The sequence below is a fragment of the Symbioplanes lichenis genome, from assembly GCF_030709675.1.
In the GTDB taxonomy this organism is placed as follows: domain Bacteria; phylum Actinomycetota; class Actinomycetes; order Mycobacteriales; family Micromonosporaceae; genus Actinoplanes; species Actinoplanes lichenis.
Window position 1 is genome coordinate 1 of record NZ_JAUZQD010000022.1, and the last position, 19236, is coordinate 19236.

Annotated in this window: 17 protein-coding genes; 8 read left to right on the forward strand and 9 right to left on the reverse strand. The window is 72.4% G+C overall.

Annotated features, from left to right (window positions below; genetic code table 11):
- Positions 1-25: 25 nt before the first annotated feature.
- The 4 genes from RAN62_RS37625 to RAN62_RS37640 form a co-directional block, all read right to left on the reverse strand.
- On the reverse strand, positions 26-1003 hold the full coding sequence (locus RAN62_RS37625) for a hypothetical protein (protein WP_305789651.1): 978 nt from the start codon (positions 1001-1003) through the stop codon (positions 26-28).
- A complete protein-coding gene (locus RAN62_RS37630; RefSeq protein ID WP_305789652.1) occupies positions 1000-1716 on the reverse strand; it encodes a TIGR03943 family putative permease subunit in 717 nt (238 codons plus the stop codon). The genes RAN62_RS37625 and RAN62_RS37630 overlap by 4 nt, the downstream gene beginning before the upstream one ends.
- Positions 1713-2711, reverse strand: a complete 999-nt coding sequence (locus RAN62_RS37635) for a permease (RefSeq protein ID WP_305789653.1) — start codon at positions 2709-2711, stop codon at positions 1713-1715. Before RAN62_RS37635 ends, RAN62_RS37630 begins: the two co-directional genes overlap by 4 nt.
- 99 nt (positions 2712-2810) lie before the next feature.
- Positions 2811-3629 carry an alpha/beta fold hydrolase gene (locus RAN62_RS37640; protein ID WP_305789654.1) on the reverse strand — a complete coding sequence of 273 codons (819 nt, stop codon included), beginning with the start codon at positions 3627-3629 and terminating at the stop codon, positions 2811-2813.
- Positions 3630-3648: 19 nt separating this feature from the next.
- Here RAN62_RS37640 and RAN62_RS37645 point away from each other — a divergent pair, with 19 nt between their 5' ends.
- From RAN62_RS37645 to RAN62_RS37660, 4 genes are all read left to right on the forward strand, one after another.
- The gene (locus RAN62_RS37645; protein WP_305789655.1) at positions 3649-4821 is read left to right on the forward strand and encodes an acyl-CoA dehydrogenase family protein; all 1173 of its coding nucleotides are present in this window, start codon (positions 3649-3651) and stop codon (positions 4819-4821) included.
- Positions 4822-4979: 158 nt separating this feature from the next.
- A complete protein-coding gene (locus tag RAN62_RS37650; protein WP_305789656.1) occupies positions 4980-6461 on the forward strand; it encodes an ABC transporter substrate-binding protein in 1482 nt (493 codons plus the stop codon).
- Complete coding sequence (locus tag RAN62_RS37655) at positions 6458-7384, forward strand: ABC transporter permease (RefSeq protein ID WP_305789657.1); 927 nt, start codon at positions 6458-6460, stop codon at positions 7382-7384. Before RAN62_RS37650 ends, RAN62_RS37655 begins: the two co-directional genes overlap by 4 nt.
- Positions 7381-8136: an ABC transporter permease gene (locus RAN62_RS37660; RefSeq protein ID WP_305789658.1), complete on the forward strand. Its 756-nt coding sequence runs from the start codon at positions 7381-7383 to the stop codon at positions 8134-8136. The genes RAN62_RS37655 and RAN62_RS37660 overlap by 4 nt, the downstream gene beginning before the upstream one ends.
- 29 nt (positions 8137-8165) lie before the next feature.
- Here RAN62_RS37660 and RAN62_RS37665 read toward each other — a convergent pair whose 3' ends face one another.
- Entirely contained in the window at positions 8166-9083 is a 918-nt protein-coding gene (locus tag RAN62_RS37665; RefSeq protein ID WP_305789659.1) for an FAD-dependent oxidoreductase, read from the reverse strand.
- Between the two features lie 54 nt (positions 9084-9137).
- On the opposite strand from RAN62_RS37665, the gene RAN62_RS37670 reads away from it, so the two are divergent.
- A complete protein-coding gene (locus RAN62_RS37670) occupies positions 9138-10208 on the forward strand; it encodes a M50 family metallopeptidase (protein WP_305789660.1) in 1071 nt (356 codons plus the stop codon).
- Here RAN62_RS37670 and RAN62_RS37675 read toward each other — a convergent pair.
- Positions 10186-10941: a phosphotransferase family protein gene (locus tag RAN62_RS37675; protein ID WP_305789661.1), complete on the reverse strand. Its 756-nt coding sequence runs from the start codon at positions 10939-10941 to the stop codon at positions 10186-10188. The two genes, RAN62_RS37670 and RAN62_RS37675, sit on opposite strands and share 23 nt — an antisense overlap.
- Positions 10942-11072: 131 nt before the next feature.
- Between RAN62_RS37675 and RAN62_RS37680 the strand changes: the two genes are divergently transcribed.
- Complete coding sequence (locus RAN62_RS37680) at positions 11073-11444, forward strand: YciI family protein (protein WP_305789662.1); 372 nt, start codon at positions 11073-11075, stop codon at positions 11442-11444.
- Positions 11445-11683: 239 nt separating this feature from the next.
- On the opposite strand, the gene RAN62_RS37685 is transcribed toward RAN62_RS37680, so the two are convergent.
- On the reverse strand, positions 11684-13042 hold the full coding sequence (locus RAN62_RS37685; RefSeq protein WP_305789663.1) for an AI-2E family transporter: 1359 nt from the start codon (positions 13040-13042) through the stop codon (positions 11684-11686).
- A 74-nt stretch (positions 13043-13116) separates the two neighbouring features.
- Here RAN62_RS37685 and RAN62_RS37690 point away from each other — a divergent pair, with 74 nt between their 5' ends.
- Complete coding sequence (locus RAN62_RS37690) at positions 13117-13971, forward strand: alpha/beta fold hydrolase (RefSeq protein ID WP_305789664.1); 855 nt, start codon at positions 13117-13119, stop codon at positions 13969-13971.
- Between the two features lie 160 nt (positions 13972-14131).
- Here the strand turns inward: RAN62_RS37690 and RAN62_RS37695 are convergent, their stop codons facing one another.
- Positions 14132-15571 (reverse strand): RICIN domain-containing protein, encoded by a 1440-nt coding sequence (locus tag RAN62_RS37695; protein WP_305789665.1) that lies wholly within the window; start codon positions 15569-15571, stop codon positions 14132-14134.
- Between the two features lie 8 nt (positions 15572-15579).
- Positions 15580-16995 (reverse strand): pectinesterase family protein, encoded by a 1416-nt coding sequence (locus RAN62_RS37700; RefSeq protein WP_305789666.1) that lies wholly within the window; start codon positions 16993-16995, stop codon positions 15580-15582.
- A 234-nt stretch (positions 16996-17229) separates the two neighbouring features.
- On the opposite strand from RAN62_RS37700, the gene RAN62_RS37705 reads away from it, so the two are divergent.
- The gene (locus RAN62_RS37705; protein WP_305789667.1) at positions 17230-19233 is read left to right on the forward strand and encodes a sigma-70 family RNA polymerase sigma factor; all 2004 of its coding nucleotides are present in this window, start codon (positions 17230-17232) and stop codon (positions 19231-19233) included.
- Positions 19234-19236 lie beyond the last annotated feature (3 nt).

Below are 19236 nucleotides of genomic sequence, written 5' to 3' on the forward strand. Positions count from 1 at the left end.
AACCCCGCAACGCCAAATCGGGGGGTCACACCGTCCGCAGATCGAGGGTGTTCCAGGTCAGCGCGTCCGGATCCCCGGTCGCCCACCACAGCACCCCGTTGCGGCAGAACACTCCCCGCACCGCCGGACTGATCGGCAGCAACCGGTCCGCGGCCAGGTCGTAGACGTCGAGCGCCTCGGTCCCCGTGACATCCGACGTGGGCCCCGGCGTCGACACCACCTCGAACCGGTCCAGCACCGCCACGTCGTCGATCGCCGCCCGCGACGCCGGTCCCGCGATGCGCCGCCGGCCCGTCCCGTCCACGCGTACGGCGTCGATCCGGGCCAGACCCCCCGACGTGACCACCAGCACGCGGCACCAGACCGGGCTGCACACCGGCTGCTCAGTGTTCGTGGTCGGCCGGCCCGCCGACGCGCCGGTGCGCAGGGACCGCAGAGCACCCGCGCCGTCGGTCAGCCACGGCCAGGCGGTCAATGACCACGAGCCCTCCTCCCGGCGTACGACCACGGCGCCCCCGGCCAGCGGGACCGACCGGATCTCCGTGACGTCGGTCGCCGACGCCGTGACCCACCACACCGCGGACTCGGCGACCACCACGTCGTACGCCGATGCGTTGAAGATCGTGTTGCCCATGTCGGCCACGAGGTTGCGTACCCCGGTGCCGTCGGTCCTGGCCGTCCAGAGCCCGACCTTGCCGCCGTCGACCGACTCGGTCCACACGAACCCGCCGTCGAAGGTGGTGACCGTGCCGAACTCCGGGTTCCCGGCGGCGGGCAGGCGACGCAGCTCGACGTCGCCGAGCAGGAGACGCACCGAGGAGGAGGAAGGAGCCGTTCCCACCGCCGTGCGCGCGTCGAGGAAGGCAATCGGATGCAGTTTCAGATCACGGAGAACGGCTCGCTCCCCGGCGACGCGAGGAGCAGCGGGCGGAGACGGCGGGAACGCGACCAGCACCCCGCCCGCCCCGAGCGCGAGCACCAGGCCGATCGTGCGGGCGCTCACTCGTACTGCTGCTTGGGTGGGGTGATCTCCTGCCACCCGGTGACCTGGAGGTAGGGCACCTCGGCGTCGTTGACCGGGTCCTTGGCGACCTTGCCGGCCCAGGTGCCGGTGACCTGGACCCACGTGTCCGGGGCCACGCCCGCCGGGACGTCGCCCGCGAGCCCCACCTTGATCGGCCGGCCGTCGGCGGCGCAGCAGGACAGCACCATGCGCGCCAGCGTCGGCTCGCCGCCGGGCCCGGGGGTGATGAAACCCGTCAACCGCAGCGTACGGCCGTCGAGGCTGCGCCCCGCGTCGAACACCGCCCGCGACGCGTAGTCGAGCAGCCCCACGTCGACCGGCTCGCCGTCGGGCAGCGGCGGATAGTCGGAGTCGGCGTTCTGCGCGGTGAGGACGGATCCGGCCTGCCCCGCCGCGTACGACCCGAGGGCGGGCGGCGCCACGAGCAGCAGTCCGAGCACGGGCAGCAGGAGCAGCCAGCCGACCCGGGGCTCGTGATGGTGCCCGTGCCCGTCGTCGTGCTCCTCCGCGCGGCGTGACCGGAGCTCGTACCAAAGGGTCATGACGGCCGCGGCCACCAGCAGCACGCCGGCGCCGATGAGGAAGGGCCGCAGACCTTCCTTCACATACCGGAGGTACGTGTCGCCGAGGCTCGCCCGCAGGATGGCGCCCCCGAACAGCAGCATGATGACGGCCTGCGCCTGCCGGTTCACAGCAGCACCGCCCCGAAGCCGGCGCCGACGACGATCGCCGCGACGAACGTGGCCGGCGCGAACCGGACCGCGAACCGCCGCCCGAACACCCCGGCCTGCATGCTGATCAGCTTGAGGTCGACCATCGGGCCCACCACCAGGAACACGAGTCGCGACGTGAGCGAGAACTGCGACAGCGACGCGGCGACGAACGCGTCGGCCTCACTGCAGATCGACAGGAGTACGGCCAGAGCCGCGAGCGCCAGGATCGACAACAGGTGGTTCCCGGCGAGCGCGTTGAGCCAGCGCTCCGGAACAAGCACATTGATCGTCGCCGCCGCCGCGGCCCCGAGCACGAGGAACCCGCCCGCGTGCATCGTGTCGTGCCGCACCGCCGCCCAGAACGCCTGCGCCCGCGACATGCCGTCCAGATCGGGCCGGTGCGGCAGCTTGATCCACTCGGCCTTGCCCAGTCGCAGCCACAGCCAGCCCATCGCGACGGCCACGACCAGGCTGGCGACGCCCCGGCCGACGACCATCTCCGGGTTCCGCGGGAAGGCGACGGCGGTCGCGGTCAGCACGATCGGATTGATCGCGGGCGCGGCCAGCAGGAACGCCAGCGCGGCGGCGGGCGTGACACCCCGGCGGATGAGCGACCCGGCGATCGGCACGCTGCCGCACTCGCACCCGGGCAGCACCACGCCCGCGAGCCCGGCGGTGGGCACGGCGAGGGCCGGATGCCTCGGCAGCGCCTTGGCCCAGAAGCTGCGCGGCACGAACACGGCGATGACGGCCGAGAGCACGACACCGAACACGAGGAACGGCACGGCCTGCACGAGCACGGACACGAACACCGTGGTCCACGTCTGCAGCCGCGGGTCGGAGATCAGCGACGCGAGCGGGTTCCGGAAGACGACCAGGAGCACGAGCAGCCCGGCCAGCACCTCCACCGACCCGATGCGGCCCTTCTTCGGCGACGGCGGCGCGGGCGCCTCGGGCTGCGCTGTAGCGGTCAACAAACACTCCCCAGGGGGCGACGGTCGCGGTCACCCTACCCGCCCCGAGGCCCTCCCCGCCCTGTCCGTACGAGTGACCGACGCATGCTGAACTGCGCATCAGTCCAGGATCGAGCGGAGGGCGGCGGCGAACTTGTCGGGTTGGCCGTGGCCGGGGAGGAAGCCGCCGTGGTGGCTCGGGAAGACGGTGGGGGTCAGGCCGAGGAGGGCGGCGACGCCGTGGGTGGTGCGGCCGGTGTACGTGTTGCCGGTCTCCTCGCCGACGGCGATGACGATGCGGGTGGGGACGCCGGTGAGGCGGGCGGGGTCGGGCTGGTAGTCGGTGATCGGCCAGGAGGCCTGGGACAGGAGTGGGTCGTCCCCGGGTGACGAGAGAGACGCCGGGGGCAGCGGAGGGAGCTGGGCGAAGTACTCGTCGGTGAACTCGCCCGGCCACTGGGTCATCGCCATGAAGGCGGCCATGCCGGCGTCGCGGCCGCCGGCCAGGTACGCCTCGTGGAAGTGCGCGCGGGCCCGCGCGGCACCCGCCGCGTCGGGGAGGACGGCGTTGATGGGCGGTTCGTGGGCGACGAGGGTGCGGACGTCGTACGGGTGGGTGGCCACCAGCTCGAGGGCGGTGACCGCGCCGCCGCTGCTCGCGAAGACGTCGACCGGGGCGAGGGCCAGGTGGTCGATGAGCCGGTGCAGGTCGGCCGCCTGCTGTTGCGGGGTGTTGTCGGTGCGGCCGTCGGTGCGCTCGCTGCGGCCGAGGCCCCGGGGGTCGTAGCGGATGACGGTCCGGTCGGTGAAGAGCTCGGCGAGCGCCGTGAAGCCGTCGGCCGTCATGGGCTGGCCGACCATCAGCAGCGGGACCCTGTCGCCCGGGACGTGACGAACGTCGTAGGCCAGCGTGGCGCCGGGAACGGAGAGTGTGCTCATCAGGTGACACTATGACGCGGTGACGATCGACACGCATGACGCTGCGACAGCTGTCGCCCGAAAGATCGCGGACGGGCTGATCCCCGGGGCGATCGCTCGCGACCGGGCGGGCGCGGAGGCCGTACCGGCGGAGGCTCTGGCCTTGCTCGACTCCTCGGGACTGCTCGGGATCACGGTGCCCCGCGAGGACGGCGGGCCGGGGCTCGGGCCGGTGACGCTGGCCGAGGTGACGCGGATCATCGCGGCGGCGGACCCGGCCATCGCGCAGGTGCCGCAGGCGCACTTCCTGCTCGTCGACGTGCTCGCCGTGCACGGGGACAAGGAGACCCGCACCAAGCTGTACGCGGACGTGCTCGCCGGCAAACGCATCGGCAACGCGCTGGCCGAGCGGGGCGGCAAGCACGCGCAAGACCTCAAGACGCGCATCGAGCGGGACGTCCTGACCGGCAGCAAGTTCTACACCACGGGCGCGCTCACGTCGGCGTGGATCGCGGTAAGCGCCCTCGACGCGAGCAACAGGCTGACGCTGGCCTTCGTGCCGCGCGAGGCCGAGGGCGTGACGGTCGACACCGACTGGGACGTCATGGGCCAGCGGGCGACGATCAGCGGCACGGCGACGTTCGACCACGTGCCGGTGGCGCATGTCATCGACTACGCGAGCGCGTACGCGGTGCCGCAACAGCTCGGCGCCCGCGCGCAGCTGGTCCACGCGGCCATCGAGGTCGGCATCGCCGGGGCGGCGCTGCGGGACGCGCGCGCCTACCTGCGGGAGAAGGCCCGCCCCTCCACCGAGGCGGTCCGGGCGGGTGCGGCGGTCGCGGCCGACGATCCGCACGTCCTCCACCGGTACGGCCGGATCGCCGCCAAGGTCCGCGCGGCCGAGGCGCTGCTCGCGGACGCCGCCCGTACGCTGGAGGAGATCGGTCTCGTGCCGGCGACCGCCGGCGACGCCGCCCGCGGGTCCCTGGCCGTCGCGGCGGCCAAGGCGTTCGGCAGCGAGGTCGCGCTCGAGGCGGCGTCCGACTTGTTCCAGATGTGCGGCACCAGCGCGACGGCGAGCAAGTACGACCTCGACCGCCACTGGCGCAACGCCCGCACGCACAGCGTCCACGACCCGCTGGACTGGAAGTACCACCACCTGGCGGCCTATGAGCTTGCCGACATCCTTCCCCCCAACCACGGGCAGTTGTGACGGCATAAGATCCACTCGCAAGGTGACGGCGACGGAAGCCGGTGCAAGCCCGGCACGGTCGCGCCACTGTTACCGCCGCTAGGACAAGCGGTGGGAGTCAGACCCGGCGCCGTCACGACATGCCCACCAAGGGACGCGATGTTCCCGGGGAGGTTTCCGTGAAACGACTTCTCGCCGCTCTGCTGCTGTTCGTGGTGGCCGGCTGTTCGACGCCCGCCGCGGACAAGACCGACACCTTCAGCGTGGCGCTGCAGTTCCCGCCCCGATCCGCGTACGCCTTCGACGCCGACGACGGCGCCCTGCTCATGACGCTCGGGGTCGCCGAGACGCTCACCACGGTGGACGACAAGGCGGAGCCGGCGCCTTCGCTGGCGGTCAAGTGGGAGCAGACCGGGAGGACGTGGCGCTTCCACCTGCGCCCGGGCGTCACGTTCCACGACGGGACGCCGCTCACCCCGGCCGCGGTCGTGACGGCTCTCACGTACATCGCGAAGGTCAGTGCCCCGCCGCGCGCCATTCGCGGCATCGGCTTCCAGATCGCGGCGGCCGGCGCGGAGGCCGTCGACATCACGACCGCGCAGCCCGACCCGGTGCTGCCCCTGCGGATGAGCAGCGGCAACCTGGCCGTCCTGGCCCCGGCGGCGTACACGAAGGGGCAGCCGGCGGTCATCCGGACCGCGACCGGTCCCTACGTACTCGAGGAAGTGCAGGGCGCGGACCAGGCGGTCCTCGCCCGCAACGACCACTACTGGGGTACGCCCGCCGGCGCGCGCCGGGTGACCGTCCGCTATCTGACCGACCCGCAGAGCCGCGCGCTGGCCCTGCAGTCCGGTGACGTGCAGTTCGCCGAGGGCCTGCCGGACGCGTCGCTCGACCAGCTCCGGAAGGCCGGCGCCGAGGTCACCTCCTATCCGGCCGCGCGCACGATCGAGCTGCTGCTCAACCAGTCGGCGCCGCCCTTCTCCGACCTGCGTGTCCGGCAGGCCGTGACCGCCGCGATCGACCGTCCGGCCCTCGCCTCCCAGGTGCTAAACGGCGCCGCCACTCCCGCCGCCGATCTCTTCGGACCGGCCGTGCCGTGGGGCGTGACCACCGCCCCGGCCGGCGCCGACGTGGCCCGGGCGAAGCAGCTGCTGGCCGAGGCGGGCCACCCGAGCCTCAAGGTGCGGCTCTGGACCTTCCCGAACCGTCCCGAGCTGCCGCTGCTCGCCACCGCCATCCAGGCCATGCTCGCGAAGGCCGGCATCGAGGTCGAGGTGTCCGTGGGCGACTACGCGGCGCAGGAGCCGAAGGTGCTCGCGGGCGAGTTCGACATGTTCCTCAACTCGCGCAGCTACCTGTCCGACTTCGCCGACGCGGCGAGCGTGCTGACCTCCGACTACACGTGCCAGGGCAGCTACAACATCGACCACTACTGCTCGCCGGAGTTCGACGGGCTCGTCGCCGGGCTGTCCGCGTCCGAGTCGGTCCCGCGGCGGCAGGCGGGCTTCGCCAAGGCCGCCGCCATGCTGACCGAGGACGCGGCCGGAGTCATGATCGTGCACCCCGCGAACACGGCTGGGCAGCGCGGCGTGACCGGCTTCGTGCCCGACCCGCTGGGCGTCCGGCCCGTGCTGCCGCAGCTGCAGCCCGCGGGGTGAGCCGGCTGCTGCGGCGGCTGGTGCTGATCCCGCCGGTGCTGCTGGCGGTGTCGGTGCCGGTGTTCGCGCTGCCGCGGCTCACGGGCGCCGATCCCGTACGCACCGTCCTGCGCACCCGCGTCGCCTCGGAGGTCCCGGACCCGGCCGTGCAGGCCCGGGTCGCCGCCGACTTCGGGCTGGACGGCTCCCCGGTCACGCAGTATCTGCACTGGCTCGGGGCGGCGCTGCGCGGCGATCTGGGCCTGTCGTTCGTCACGCGGACCCCGGTGGCGGCCGCGATCGGCAGTGCCCTGCTCGTGTCGGGGCTGCTGGCCGTCCTGGCCCTGGCGCTGGCCGCGGCGGTGGGGCTGCCCGCCGGGGTCCACGCCGCCCGCCGCCCCGGCGGCCCGCTCGACAAGGCCCTGACCGGCGCCGGGATCCTCGGCGTGGCGGTGCCGGAGTTCGTGCTCGCCCCGGTGCTCGTCCTCGTCTTCGCGGTCGGCGCCGGCGTCGTGCCGGCCGTCGGCTGGGGCTCGCCCCGGCACCTGATCCTCCCCGTGGTCACCCTGGCCGTCTATCCCGCCGCGCTCGCCGCCCAGCTCGTACGCGCCGAGACCGTCGACGTCCTCGCCCGCCCGCACGTCCGGACCGCCCGCGCCAACGGCCTCGCCCCGGCCCGGGTGCTGTGGCGCCACGCCGCCCGGCTGTCCACCACGTCGGTGCTGGCCCTGTCCGGGATGTTCACCGCCGGGCTGATCGGCGGCTCGGTCGTGGTCGAGGTCGTCTTCGGCATCCCGGGGCTGGGCCGGGTGCTGCACGACGCGGTCCTCGCCCAGGACCTGCCGATGATCCAGGCCGGCACGCTCACCGTCGTCGCCGTCGCCCTGCTGGCCGGGGTGCTCGCCGAGGCCGTGCAGCTGGCCCTCGACCCGGTCGCCCGGTGAGATACGCGCCGGCCGCCGGCCTGCTGCTCGTGCTGGGCGGGCCGTTCTTCCTGCCCGACCCGGTCGCCGCCGACTTCGGCGCGATCCTCGCCGGTCCGTCCCCCGCCCATCTGCTCGGCACCGACCAGCTCGGCCGCGACGTCCTCGCCCGGCTGCTCGTGGGAGCCCGGCTCACGCTCGGCCTGACCGCCTCGACCCTCGCGGTCACCGCGGCGGCCGGAACCCTGCTCGGCCTGGTGGCCGGGTGGACCGGCGCCCGCGTCCTGGTCCGGCTCGCGGACATCCTCGCCGCCCTGCCGACGATCCTGCTCGGCCTGCTCACGGCGGCGGTGCTCGGCCCGGGAACGGCCTCGATCGCGGTGGCGATCGGCGCGGTCGGCTGGACGCCGTTCACGAGACAGGCCTACCACCTGACCGTACGGGAGGCCGGCCGCGACTATGTGACGGCGGCGCGCTCGCTCGGCGCCGGGCCCGCCCGGGTGCTGATCCGGCACATCGCCCCGAACATCGCGGCGCCGCTGGTCGCGCATCTGTGCACGCGGTTCGCCGGGACGCTGCTGACCGTGTCGGGGCTGTCGTTCCTGGGACTGGGCGTGCAGCCGCCGGCGCCGGAGTGGGGGGCGATGGTCGCGGACGGCCGGGCGTACCTGGTCAGCGCCCCGCACCTGGTCCTCGCCCCGGCCGCCGCCGTCGTCCTCACCGCGACCCTGGCGACGGTCCTCGGCCGCCGGTCGATCGCCCCGAACCAGTGACGCGGCCACGACAGCTTGGTTCGGCCCGGTCAATCGCCCAGGACCAGTGACGCGACCTCGTCGGCACAGCCCCACGAGAGCGTCATGCCGGCGCCGCCGTGACCGTACGCGTGGACGATCCGCCCGCCGGGGCGCTGCTCCACCTCGACGCGCGGGCCGCCGTGACGCGCCGGGCGCAGGCCCACCCGCTCCCCCAGCAGCGGCGCGCCGGCGAGCTCCGGGACCAGGGCGACACACCGGGCGATGATCGCGTCGCGGGTCGCCGGGTCGGGCGTGAGGTTCGTGTCGTTCTCCTGGTACGTGCCGCCGAGCACGACGTCGGCCCGGCGCGGATGCACGTACGTCTCCCCCACGTCACGGACGGACACCGTGATGCCGGGATTGGCGACGATCGCGATCTGGCCGCGTACCGGATGCACCGCGGGGTCGTCGCACAACGCACCCGCCGCCAGACCGGTGGCATTGACCACCACCGGCGCCTCGGCCAGCGCCTCGTCGAGACTGCTCACGCGGCGCCGCACGACGACCGGCAGTTGCCGCCGCAGCCACGGCAGATAGGTGGCCATCTCGGTCAGCGGCGCCCGGAAGCGCAGCTCACGGGTCCACGGCGCGGGGGCGTCGGCGACCCGCACGTCCCCGGCGGCGGCCGCCCACCACGGCTCGCCCGCCGGCTCGCCGCGCTCGAGGTTGCGGGTCTCGCGCACCAGCACGCCGGGCACACCGTCGGCCGCCTGCTGGACAAACTTCGTGTACGTCGCCGTGGCCCACGCGAGCACGCGCGGGTCGAAGGCGGTGCGCGTCGGGTACCAGACGGCGGCCGCCACTGCCGACACCGTGTCCAGCTCGTCGTCCGCGGACCAGAGCGCGACGTCCGCCCCGCGCTCGTGGAGCCGGACGGCCGCCGTCAGCCCGATGATCCCGCCGCCGACCACGATCACGTCCACCATGCCGTTCATCCTGCGGGCCGCCGGGGCGTGCGGCCAAGCCGTAGAGTGCGCGGGGTGGCGTACGTCATCGGGGTTGTGATCTTCGCCCTTGCCCTCAGCCTGTCGGTCGCGCTGCACGAAGCCGGCCACCTGTTCACCGCGCGGGCCTTCGGCATGCGGGTGCGTCGCTTCTTCGTGGGCCGCGGCCCGACGCTGTTCTCGGTCCGCCGCGGCGGCATCGAGTACGGCGTGAAGGCCCTGCCCCTCGGCGGCTTCTGCGACATCGCGGGCCTCACCGCGCTCGACGAGCTGACCCCGGCCGAGGAGCCGCGCGCGATGTGGCGGCACGCCACGTGGAAACGCATCGTGGTGCTCGCGTCCGGCTCGGTCACCCACGTGCTGCTCGCGCTGACCATTGTGTACGCGGCCGCGGTGAGCACCGGACTCCCGAACCCTTCGCCCACTGTGCCGCCGGTCGTCGCCTCGTCGGCGGCCCCCGCGCTGCTCCCCGGCGATCGCATCCTCGCCGTCCGCGGGCAGCCGACGCCGGAGTGGGACGACGTCGTCGCCCGGGTTCGCGCGTCGTCCGGGCCGACGCCGATCATTGTCTCCCGCACCGGCGAGACTCTGCGCCTGACCGTCGACGTGCCCGCCACGCGGCGGATCGGTGTCACGGCGCAGCTGCCGCCCGCGTTCGTGACCTATGGACCGGGCGCGGCGGTGGGGGCGACTCTCGCGTACACGGGTGATCTGACCACCGGGTCGCTGCAGCAGCTGGCCCGCTTCCCCGAGCGCGTGCCGGCCGTCGTCTCGGCGATCGGCGGCGGCGAGCGTGACCCCGACACGCCGGTCAGCATGGTCGGGGCGAGCCGGCTCGGCGGGGAGGCCGCCGACCGGGGGCTGTGGCCGGTGTTCCTGCTCCTGCTCGCGAGCTTCAACCTGTTCATGGCGCTGTTCAACCTGCTGCCGCTGCTCCCGCTGGACGGGGGCCACATCATGATCGCCTGGTACGAGAAGCTGCGCGGGCGGGGGCCGGTCGACTACACGCGTCTGCTGCCGCTGACCGTGGCGCTCATGATCGCGGGCGGGGCGATCATGCTGCTCACCGTGGCGGCCGATGTGGTCAATCCGATCCGGTTGTCCTGACGTTGGCTTTCAGCACGTCCACCTCGGCGCCTGGGGTGTGGGGGTCGAAGCCGTGCTCGGACAGCCAGCGGATCGCCGTCAGGCTGCGCAGGGCCCACCAGCCCCGGATCATGTCCACGTCGATGTCGGTGCCGTAGCCGGCGAGCAGGTCGTCGAGCCGCTCCTCGTGCCCGAGCGTCAGGATGGCCAGGTCGAAGTGGGCGTCACCCCGGCTCGCCTCGGACCAGTCGATGATCCCGGTCACCTCGTCGCCCTCGGTGAAGACGTGGGTGATCTGCAGGTCGCCGTGCGTGAACACCGGCGTCCACGGGCGCAGGACGGCCTCGGCGAGCTTCCGGTTGCGGTTCACCAGGGCGGCGGGCAGGGTGCCGCTCGTCACGAGCCATGCGCACTCGCGCTCGAGATCAGCGGCGTACTCGTCGATCGGCCTGCCCTCCCACGGCGGCAGCGGCGCCTCGTGCAAGCGCCGGATGACCGATCCCGCCGCAGCCCAGGCCCGCGGCGACGCGGCCGAGGGCTTGCCTAACACACCGAGAGCTTCCCCGCGTACGGCGGCGATCGCCAGCACGGGCGGCTTGCGCCAGAGGACCTCGGGCGTCGGCACGGGCGCCATGGCCATCGCCTCGACCTCGACCCGCGTCCGCGAGGGATGCGCGTCCACCTTGAGAAACATGTCCCCGACCCGGAGAGTCGCCCGCTCACTGTGGGCGACGACGACCTCGACCTGATCCACCGCGCCATTCTCGCGGCGTGGCGCGAAGTCGTCACCGCAATTGATCCGACGATGGTGTCGATCCGGCCGCCGCTCGTTCGACCGGTAGGTGCGCGGGCCGGACGGCGGCCACGCCGAGTGAGGAGACTGTGATGGCGAAGTACCTGTTGATCATGCGGGGCACCGACGCGTCGAACGCGGCGATGATGGCGGACATCGAGGAGCTGATGGGCCGTACGCAGGAGTTCATCGAGTCGGCAGTCGAAGCCGGCGTGCTCGTCGCGGCGGAAGGCTTGGACGATCCGGCGAAGGGTGTCGTCGTCGACTTCAGCGGCGAGGCGCCGGTCGTCACGGACGGCCCGTACGGGGAGACCAAGGAGCTCTTCGGCGGCTTCTTCATGCTCGAGGTCCCGGCCCAGGAGGAGGCGGTCGAGTGGGCCAAGCGCGTCCCGGCCGCCCCGGGCGCCAAGATCGAGGTCCGCCGCGTCCCGGGCGCCGACGAAGCCCCGCCGACCGGCCACTGATCGGGTCCGGGGCGCCCGGCGCAAGTGGACCGGGCGGGGTGCTGCCCGTCCCGCCGGTGCGCCCCTGGCCCCGGCAAGCTTCCGCACCTCCGCCCGTGTCCTCGGCGCGCCGCGATACGCCGTGCGCGATCTCGGCCGCCCCGCAACTCATCGCGCTGTTCAGCCCGGCCGCTTCCGGATCGCCGCCGGGCCGATTTCGCACGACGACCGTCGCGCCGGCTTTGAGGCGACGGGGCGGGTCAGGCCTCGCGGGGCTCGAGGGAGGTGTCGGCGGGCGGGGGCTCGTGCGGGTCGGCGGTGCGGGAGGCGTCCTGGGTGCGGTCCGCCGCCTCGGCCTGGTCGTCGTCGGTGGGTTGGGTGCCGGGGGGTTCGCGGTCGGGGGTGGGGGCGCCCGACGGGTGGCGGACCAGGTAGCGGATGGCGGTGTTGAGGACGGCCAGGAGGGGGACGGCGATGAGGCCGCCGACGATGCCCGCGACGACGATGCCGCCGGCGATGGCGAGGATGACGGCGAGGGGGTGGAGGGCGACCGCCCGGCCCATGATGAGGGGCTGGAGGACATGGCCCTCGAGCTGCTGGACGGCGATGACGATGATCAGGACGATGAGGGCGCTGACCCAGCCCTTGGCGACCAGGGCGACCAGGACGGCGACCGCGCCGGTGACGGTGGCGCCGACGACGGGGATGAAGGCGCCGAGGAAGACCAGGGCGGCCAGGGGCAGGGCGAGCGGGATCTGCAGGACGAAGAGGCCGATGCCGATGCCGACCGCGTCGACGAAGGCGACCAGGACGGTCGCGTGGACGTAGGAGACCAGCGTCTTCCACGAGTAGTGCCCGGCGCGGGCGGTCGGGACGCGGGCCTCGCGCGGGAGCAGGCGGCACAGGAAGCGCCAGATGTGGCCGCCGTCGCGCAGGAAGAAGAACAGCGTGAACAGGGTCAGGAAGAAGCCCGTGACCACCTCGCCGAGCGTGGTCGCGGTGCTCAGGGCGCCCGACGTCAGCGCGCCCTGGTTCTGGGTGATGGTCTGCTGCAGCCGGTCGACGTAGTCGTTGAGCTGGGCGTCGCTGATGTGCAGCGGGCCCGAGGCGAGCCAGCTCTGCACCTCGTTGATGCCGTCGCTGACCTGGCTCGACAGCGTGTCGATCTGGCTGATGAAGGTGCGCACGATCAGCCCGAGCCCGCCGAAGACGATCACCAGCGTGGCCAGGAGGACCAGGGCGGCGGCGAGCGACCGGTTCATGCCGCGGTTGACCAGCCCGGTCGACACAGGCTGGAACAGCGCGGCGAGCAGGATCGCGATGACCACCGGGATCAGCACGACGTGCAGCAGGGAGACCAGGCGCAGCAGGATGTACGCGGCCACCACGAACGCGATGAACCGCCAGGCCCACGCCCCGGCGACCCGGACGCCGCGGGGCAGCACCTCTTCCACGCCGTGCGGCTGATCGACGACCACCACCGGCGCGGGCGTCACACCCTCCTCGGCGAAGGGGTGGTCGTCTCTTTGGGCCGCCGCGAGGCGATTCCGGGCCTGCTCGCGGAAGGCGCGCATCCAGGTCAAAGTGTCCTCCAGAAATGACAAGTCGCCGGAGGTCATGCCCCGTTTCCTGCGCTTTCACGCTTCCCGGCCAGGTGAGCGCGGCGCGAAGGCCGGGGAGTACGGTCGGCGCCATGACGGACATGGATCCCGCCGGCCCGGGACTGCCCGGCACCTTCGCCCGTACGTTTCGCAGCCGTCTCATCCCGGCGGGGGACGTGACCCTGCACGCGGTGACCGGCGGCGCGGGCCCGGCATTGCTGCTGCTCCCCGGCTGGCCCCAGACCTGGTACGCGTGGCGCGAGGTCATGCCGGCCCTGGCCCGCGACTTCTCCGTGGTGGCCGCCGACCCGCGCGGCACCGGGCTGTCGGACAAGCCGGGCAGCGGCTACGACACGGGCACGATGGCCGAGGATCTCGTCCGGATGATGGCCGCCCTGGGCCACGAGCGGTTCGCGGTGATCGGCCAGGACGTCGGGGCGTGGACGGCCTACGCGCTCGCCGCCGACCACCCCGCCCACGTGACCAGGCTCGCCCTGGTCGAGGCGACGATTCCCGCGCTCGGCGAGGACGGGCAGCAGTGGCACGTCGCGTTCAACCGGCTCGACGGGCTCAACGAGGAGCTGGTCCGGGGCCGCGAGCACCTCTACTTCGGGCATCAGTTCGCGACGAAGGCGTACCAGGCGCTTCCGTCCTACGCGGTCGAGCACTACATCGACATCTTGCGGGACCCTGACGCGCTGCGCGCGAGCTTCGAGCCGTACCGGGCCTTGGAAGTGACCTACGCCCAGAACGAGCGCCGCGCGGCCAAGCGCCTCGGCCTGCCGGTGCTCGTGATCGGCGGGGCCCAGTCGGTCGCCGGCCGGCCGGGGGTCATGCTCGCCCCGGTGGCCGGCGACCTCACCGGCGTCGTTCTCGACAACTGCGGGCACTATCCGGCGGAGGAAGTGCCCGCCGAGTTCCTCGAGGAGATCGGCGACTTCTTCTAGGCGGTGTTTCGCGGGTCAGGGCGAGTCGCCGGCGAGGTCCAGGTTTCGTCTCGCCAGTGGGGCGGAAGGTCCGATACCGGGGTTGTATCGGGCCTTCCGCACCGCGCCGCGAGGCGGAAGCTGGGCCCGGCGGCGGCCGTCATGCCCCGCGAAACACCGCCTAGCTACCGATGGTGGCCTGCGGGCCCGCGTAGGTCTTGACCAGGGTGGGCACGTCCGCGGCGGCGTCCAGCGTGTACGAGTAGTAGCTGCTGGGCGTGAACGCGGATCCGTTGGTCTGCTGCTTGCCCGAGCTGTTGACCACGATGCTGCCGCTCTGCTTGAGCTGGGCGGCGGACGTGTCGTTGTAGTACGGGTTGGCGACGTTGTCGAAGTAGCTGTTCTCCAGGACCAGCTTCGTGCTGCCCCGCGACAGGTTGCCGTACGACGTGATGTTCTGCATGTAGTTGTTGTAGAGGTGGGCCAGGGCCACGTTGTCGACGCTGGGGTTGCGCTGGTTGGTGTCGTGGATCCAGTTGTGGTGGATCGTCATGCGCGCCGTCACGTTGTCGGTCCAGCCGATGCCGAAGGCCTTGTTCTCCGACGCGAGCACGTTCCATGACACGGTCAGGTAGCTGGTGTCCTTGCGGCTGTCGATCAGGCCGTCGTTCATGCGGGTGATCGTGTTGTGGTCGATCCAGATGTGGTCGGCGGTGTCCATCTGGATGCCGTCGTAGTCGTACACCTTGTCGTCGGGGTCGTCCTCGGGCATGGCCGCGTCGCGGATCGTCAGGTTGCGGATGATGACGTTCTTGACGCCCGCACCGAGGAAGAATCCGCCGCCGACGATGTGACCACTCGTGCCCACGCCGACGATCGTCTTGTTCGACTTCACCTTGAGCTCGGTGCCCTTGGGCGTGATCGTGATCGCCGAGGCCACCTTGATCACGTACGGCTCGGTCGCCGTCACGTACTTGGTCAGGTCGGCCAGGTTCGTGACCGTGACCGTCGCACCGGCCGCGCCGCCGGTCGTGCCGCCGCCCGTGGAGGCGAAGCCGTCGGCCGTGTTCGACCAGGTCCGGCCGCCGGTGGACACGGCGTTGAAGGCCCACTGCTTGTTCGTGTTGGCCGTACAGGTCTCCTGGATGATCGCCGCCCCCGATGCGGTCGACGCGTCCTTGTCCGAGAGACACAGCCCGCTGCCCACGTTGACGACCTGGAACGTGTTCGTCCCGCTCGCGGTCAGCTTGAACTGCTGGTTCGCCTGTCCCGAGGCACAACCCCACTGCTGCACCTGTACGCCCGAAGCCGTCGAGCTGCCCGGCACGTCGATGCAGCGGCCGCTGTTCACGTTCTGGATCAGGTAGTTCGAGCCGGCCGCCACGAGCTTGAACTGCTGCCAGTTCGCGCCCGCCGTGCAGCCCCACTGCTGGAGCAGGGCGCCGTTGTCCTTGGACGCGGACGGCACGTCGATGCACTTGCCGCTCTTGGTGACCGACAACGTGTAGGTCGTCCCCACGGTCGGCAGGGTCGCCGCGTCCGACGGGAGCACCGAGTAGCCGACGATCGCGACGGGGACGGCGAGCAGCAGCGCCGCCAGGGAAACGCGCTTCTTCTTCATGATGCCTCTCACGAGATCGGGTTCCAGCCGTCGCTGCCGGCCAGGTACTTCTGCGGGGTGTAGTTCGCGGCCTGCGCGTCGGAGAGCTGCGGCCGGTTGCTGTTGGTGGTCGCGCCCGAGCCGGTGTTCTTGTACTCACCGAAGCGCGCGTTCTCCCAGACGTTGCCGGACATGTCGGTCCACGGCTCCGCGGTCTTGATCGTGGCGCTCAGCGACGACTCGCGGTAGAGCACCTGCGCGTCGGGCCGCCACGGGCGCCCGAGCTGGGTCGTGTTGTTCGTCGCGCCGGTGATCGTGGCCTTGTAGAAGAGGAGGCCGTACGTCTTCGTGGCCGCCGTGCTGGCCGCGGTGACCGGGCCGCCGGTGGTCCGCTTCTCGTAGATTTTGCTGCTGTCGAAGACCGCGGTGCCGCCGCCGAAGATGAAGTCGACGGTGCCCTCGACATAGCCACCCTTGAAGTACGCGCGGGTGCTGTCGTTGACGAGCAGCGTGTCCTGGTCGCCGAGCAGCCGCACGTCCCGGAAGATCGCCCGGTCGGCGTTGAGGTGCAGCGCCACGGCCTGCGCGCCGCTCGTGACGGTCGACTCGTCGAAGTCGTTGCTGATCGTCAGGTTCTGGGCGACGAAGTCGTGGCCGTGGACGAACGCGGTCGCCGAGCCCGACGTCCCGTGGGTGTTCGCGCTGTGGTTGTTCACGATGACGACGTCGTCGGCCGAGTCGCCGGTGCCCTGCAGCGTGACGTAGGGCTTGGTCGCCGGCACGGTGACGATCTCGCGGTACGTGCCCGGCTTGATCGTGATCGTGACGCGGCTCGCGTTGCCCGTCCCCACGGCGTCGATCGCCGCCTGCACGGTCCGGTAGGTGCCGGTGCCGTCGGCGGCGACCGTGTTCGTGCCGGTCCCGCCCCCGCTCACGGCGTTGAAGGCCCACTGTTTGTTCGTGTTGGCCGTACAGGTCTCCTGGATGATCGCCGCGCCGGAAGCTGTGGACGCGTCCTTGTCGGAGATGCACAGGCCGCTGCCGACGTTGACGATCTGGAACGTGTTCGTGCCGCTCGCGGTGAGCCGCCACTGCTGGTTGGCCTGCGCGCTCGCGCAGCCCCACTGTTGCAGCTGGACACCCGAGGCGGTGGACCCGCCCGGCACGTCGACGCACTTGCCGCTGCTGACGTTCTGCAGCAGATAGTTGCTGCCCGCCGCCACCAGCTTGAACTGCTGCCAGGTGGCGCCGGCCGTGCAGCCCCACTGCTGCAGCAGGGCGCCGTTGGCCGTGGACGCGGACGGCACGTCGATGCACTTGCCGCTCTTGGTGACCGCGAGCTGATAGGTGCCGCCGGTCGCCGGCAGTGCCGCGGCGTCGGACGGCAGAACCGAGTACACGACCGCGGCGGTGGGGACGGCGGCCGTGAGGGCGGCCAGCAGCACGCGTCTTTTCCTGTTTGCGGGCACTTCTCGTCCTCTCGGGGGTGGGAGCGCTTCCATGCGGACACGCTGAGTGACGGCCGCCCCGGTGGAAGGCGGCACCCTGGTAGATGCGCGGGCCACCCGGCGATAACAGGTTTCTCGAAATTCTTTGGTTGTCGGAGCATCGACGCTCGTGCCACCATGGGTTCGCCGTTGTTAATACTGATGACTGTCGATGGATGGGGACGCGGGCCGGTGACGCAGAGTCAGATCGCTCCGACCGTGGCGCGGCTGGTCCGGCGGGCCCGCGAGGGCGACGCGGCGGCCACCGAGGCGCTGGTCCGGGAGCATCTGCCGCTGGTCTACAACATCGTCGGGCGCGCGCTCGCCGGGCATCCGGACGTCGACGACGTCGTGCAGGAGACCATGTTCCGGGCGTTGCGGGCGCTGCCGTCGCTGCGCGAGCCCGAGCGTTTCCGGTCGTGGCTCGTCGCCATCGCGTACCGGCAGATCCAGCTGCACCTGCGCGCCCGCCGCACGTCCCGGCTGCAGCTGGTCCCCGAGCAGGCCGAGGTGCCCGACCCGGCCGGCGACTTCGCCGAGCGCACGACCGCCGAGCTCGTCCTCGACGGCCAGCGCCGCGACCTCGTCGAGGCGGCCCGCTGGCTCGACGCGGACGACCGGCGCCTGCTCGGCCTCTGGTGGCAGGAGGCGGCCGGCGAGCTGAGCCGCACCGAGCTGGCCGACGCGCTGGGCGTCCGGCCGAAGCATGCCGCGGTGCGCGTCCAGCGGATGAAGGCGCAGCTCGATGCCGTACGCGGCGTCGTGGGCGCTTTGCACGCCCGGCCCCGCTGTCCCGAGCTCGCGGGCCTGGTCCGCCACTGGAACGGCATCGCCGATCCGCTGTGGCGCAAGCGCCTCGTCCGGCACGTCCGCGAGTGCGCGCACTGTGCCGACCGTGGCCGCGGCCTGATCGCCCCGGAGCAGCTGCTGCTCGGCGCGGCGATGCTCCCGGTGCCCGCCGCGCTGACGGCCAAGGTGAGCGCGCTGACCGTGACGAGCAACGCGGTCCTGCACCACAAGATCCTGGCCGCGTGCGGCACGGCGGCGGTCCTGGCGACCGGCGGCGGCATCGTCTACGCGGTGCACTACTCCCCCGCTCCCCCGCCGCCGGCCGTCGTCGCCGTGGCCCCTCCGGCTCCGGTCTTCACCACGACGCCGCGACCCGCCGCCTCCTCCAGCGCTCCGATCGCCACCGGCGAGGACATCTATGTGGCACCGGACGGGTCGGACGACGGCGACGGCAGCCTCGGCCAACCGTTCGCGACGCTGGGCAAGGCGGTGGCGACGGTCCGGCCCGGACAGACGATCGCGCTGCGCGGCGGGACGTACCGCCCGGCCGCCGCGGTCGAGATCACCACCAGCGGTACGCCCGGCAAGCGCATCACGCTCACCAACTACCGTGGCGAGAAGCCCGTCATCGACGCCTCCGGCGTGCCCGCCGACCAGTGGGCCGTGACGCAGCGGGCCTCGTACTGGACGGTGCAGGGGTTGACGATCACCGGGTCGGCGAGTCATGCGTACGTGTGCTCGGGCTGTCAGGGGTCGATCTTCCGGCGCCTGACCATGCGCGACAACGCCCGCTCCGGACTGCAGCTCCGCGACGAGGGCACCACCGGCAACCAGATCCTCGACAGCGACTTCACCGGCGGCGACGGCACCGGCCTGAGCATCCAGTTCGGCTCCGGCCCGGGCAACGTGGTCCGCGGCAACCGCTTCGCCGCCAACGCCCTCGCCGGCATCGACCTGGGCGCCTTCACCTCACCGGTGACGCTCGAGTACAACTGGGCGTACGACAACGGCGGCACCGGCTTCGTCCTCGGCGGCGGCAGCCCGCCCGCGACCGCCGCCCACAAGCTGCGCCACAACGCGGCCTGGTCCAACGGCAGCCACGGCTTCTCCGACGAGGGCAACACCGCGGCCCTCGATCTGACCAACAACACGGCCTGGCGCAACAAGGACACCGGCTTCCACCTCCCGGCCGCGGCCGCCACCGTCCGCGCCGACGTCTCCGCGGCCAACGGCACCCCGTACGACCTGGGGCCGGCCGCCACCCAGAGCCGCAGCACCGCCGACACCCCCTTCACCTCGACCGACCCGGCCGAGGCAACCGGCCCGCGCCGGACCAACGGCAAGCTCCCCGCCACCGCCTTCCTCCGGACCGGCAACGGCACCGGCGCCTCCATGGCCGGCAACTGAGCA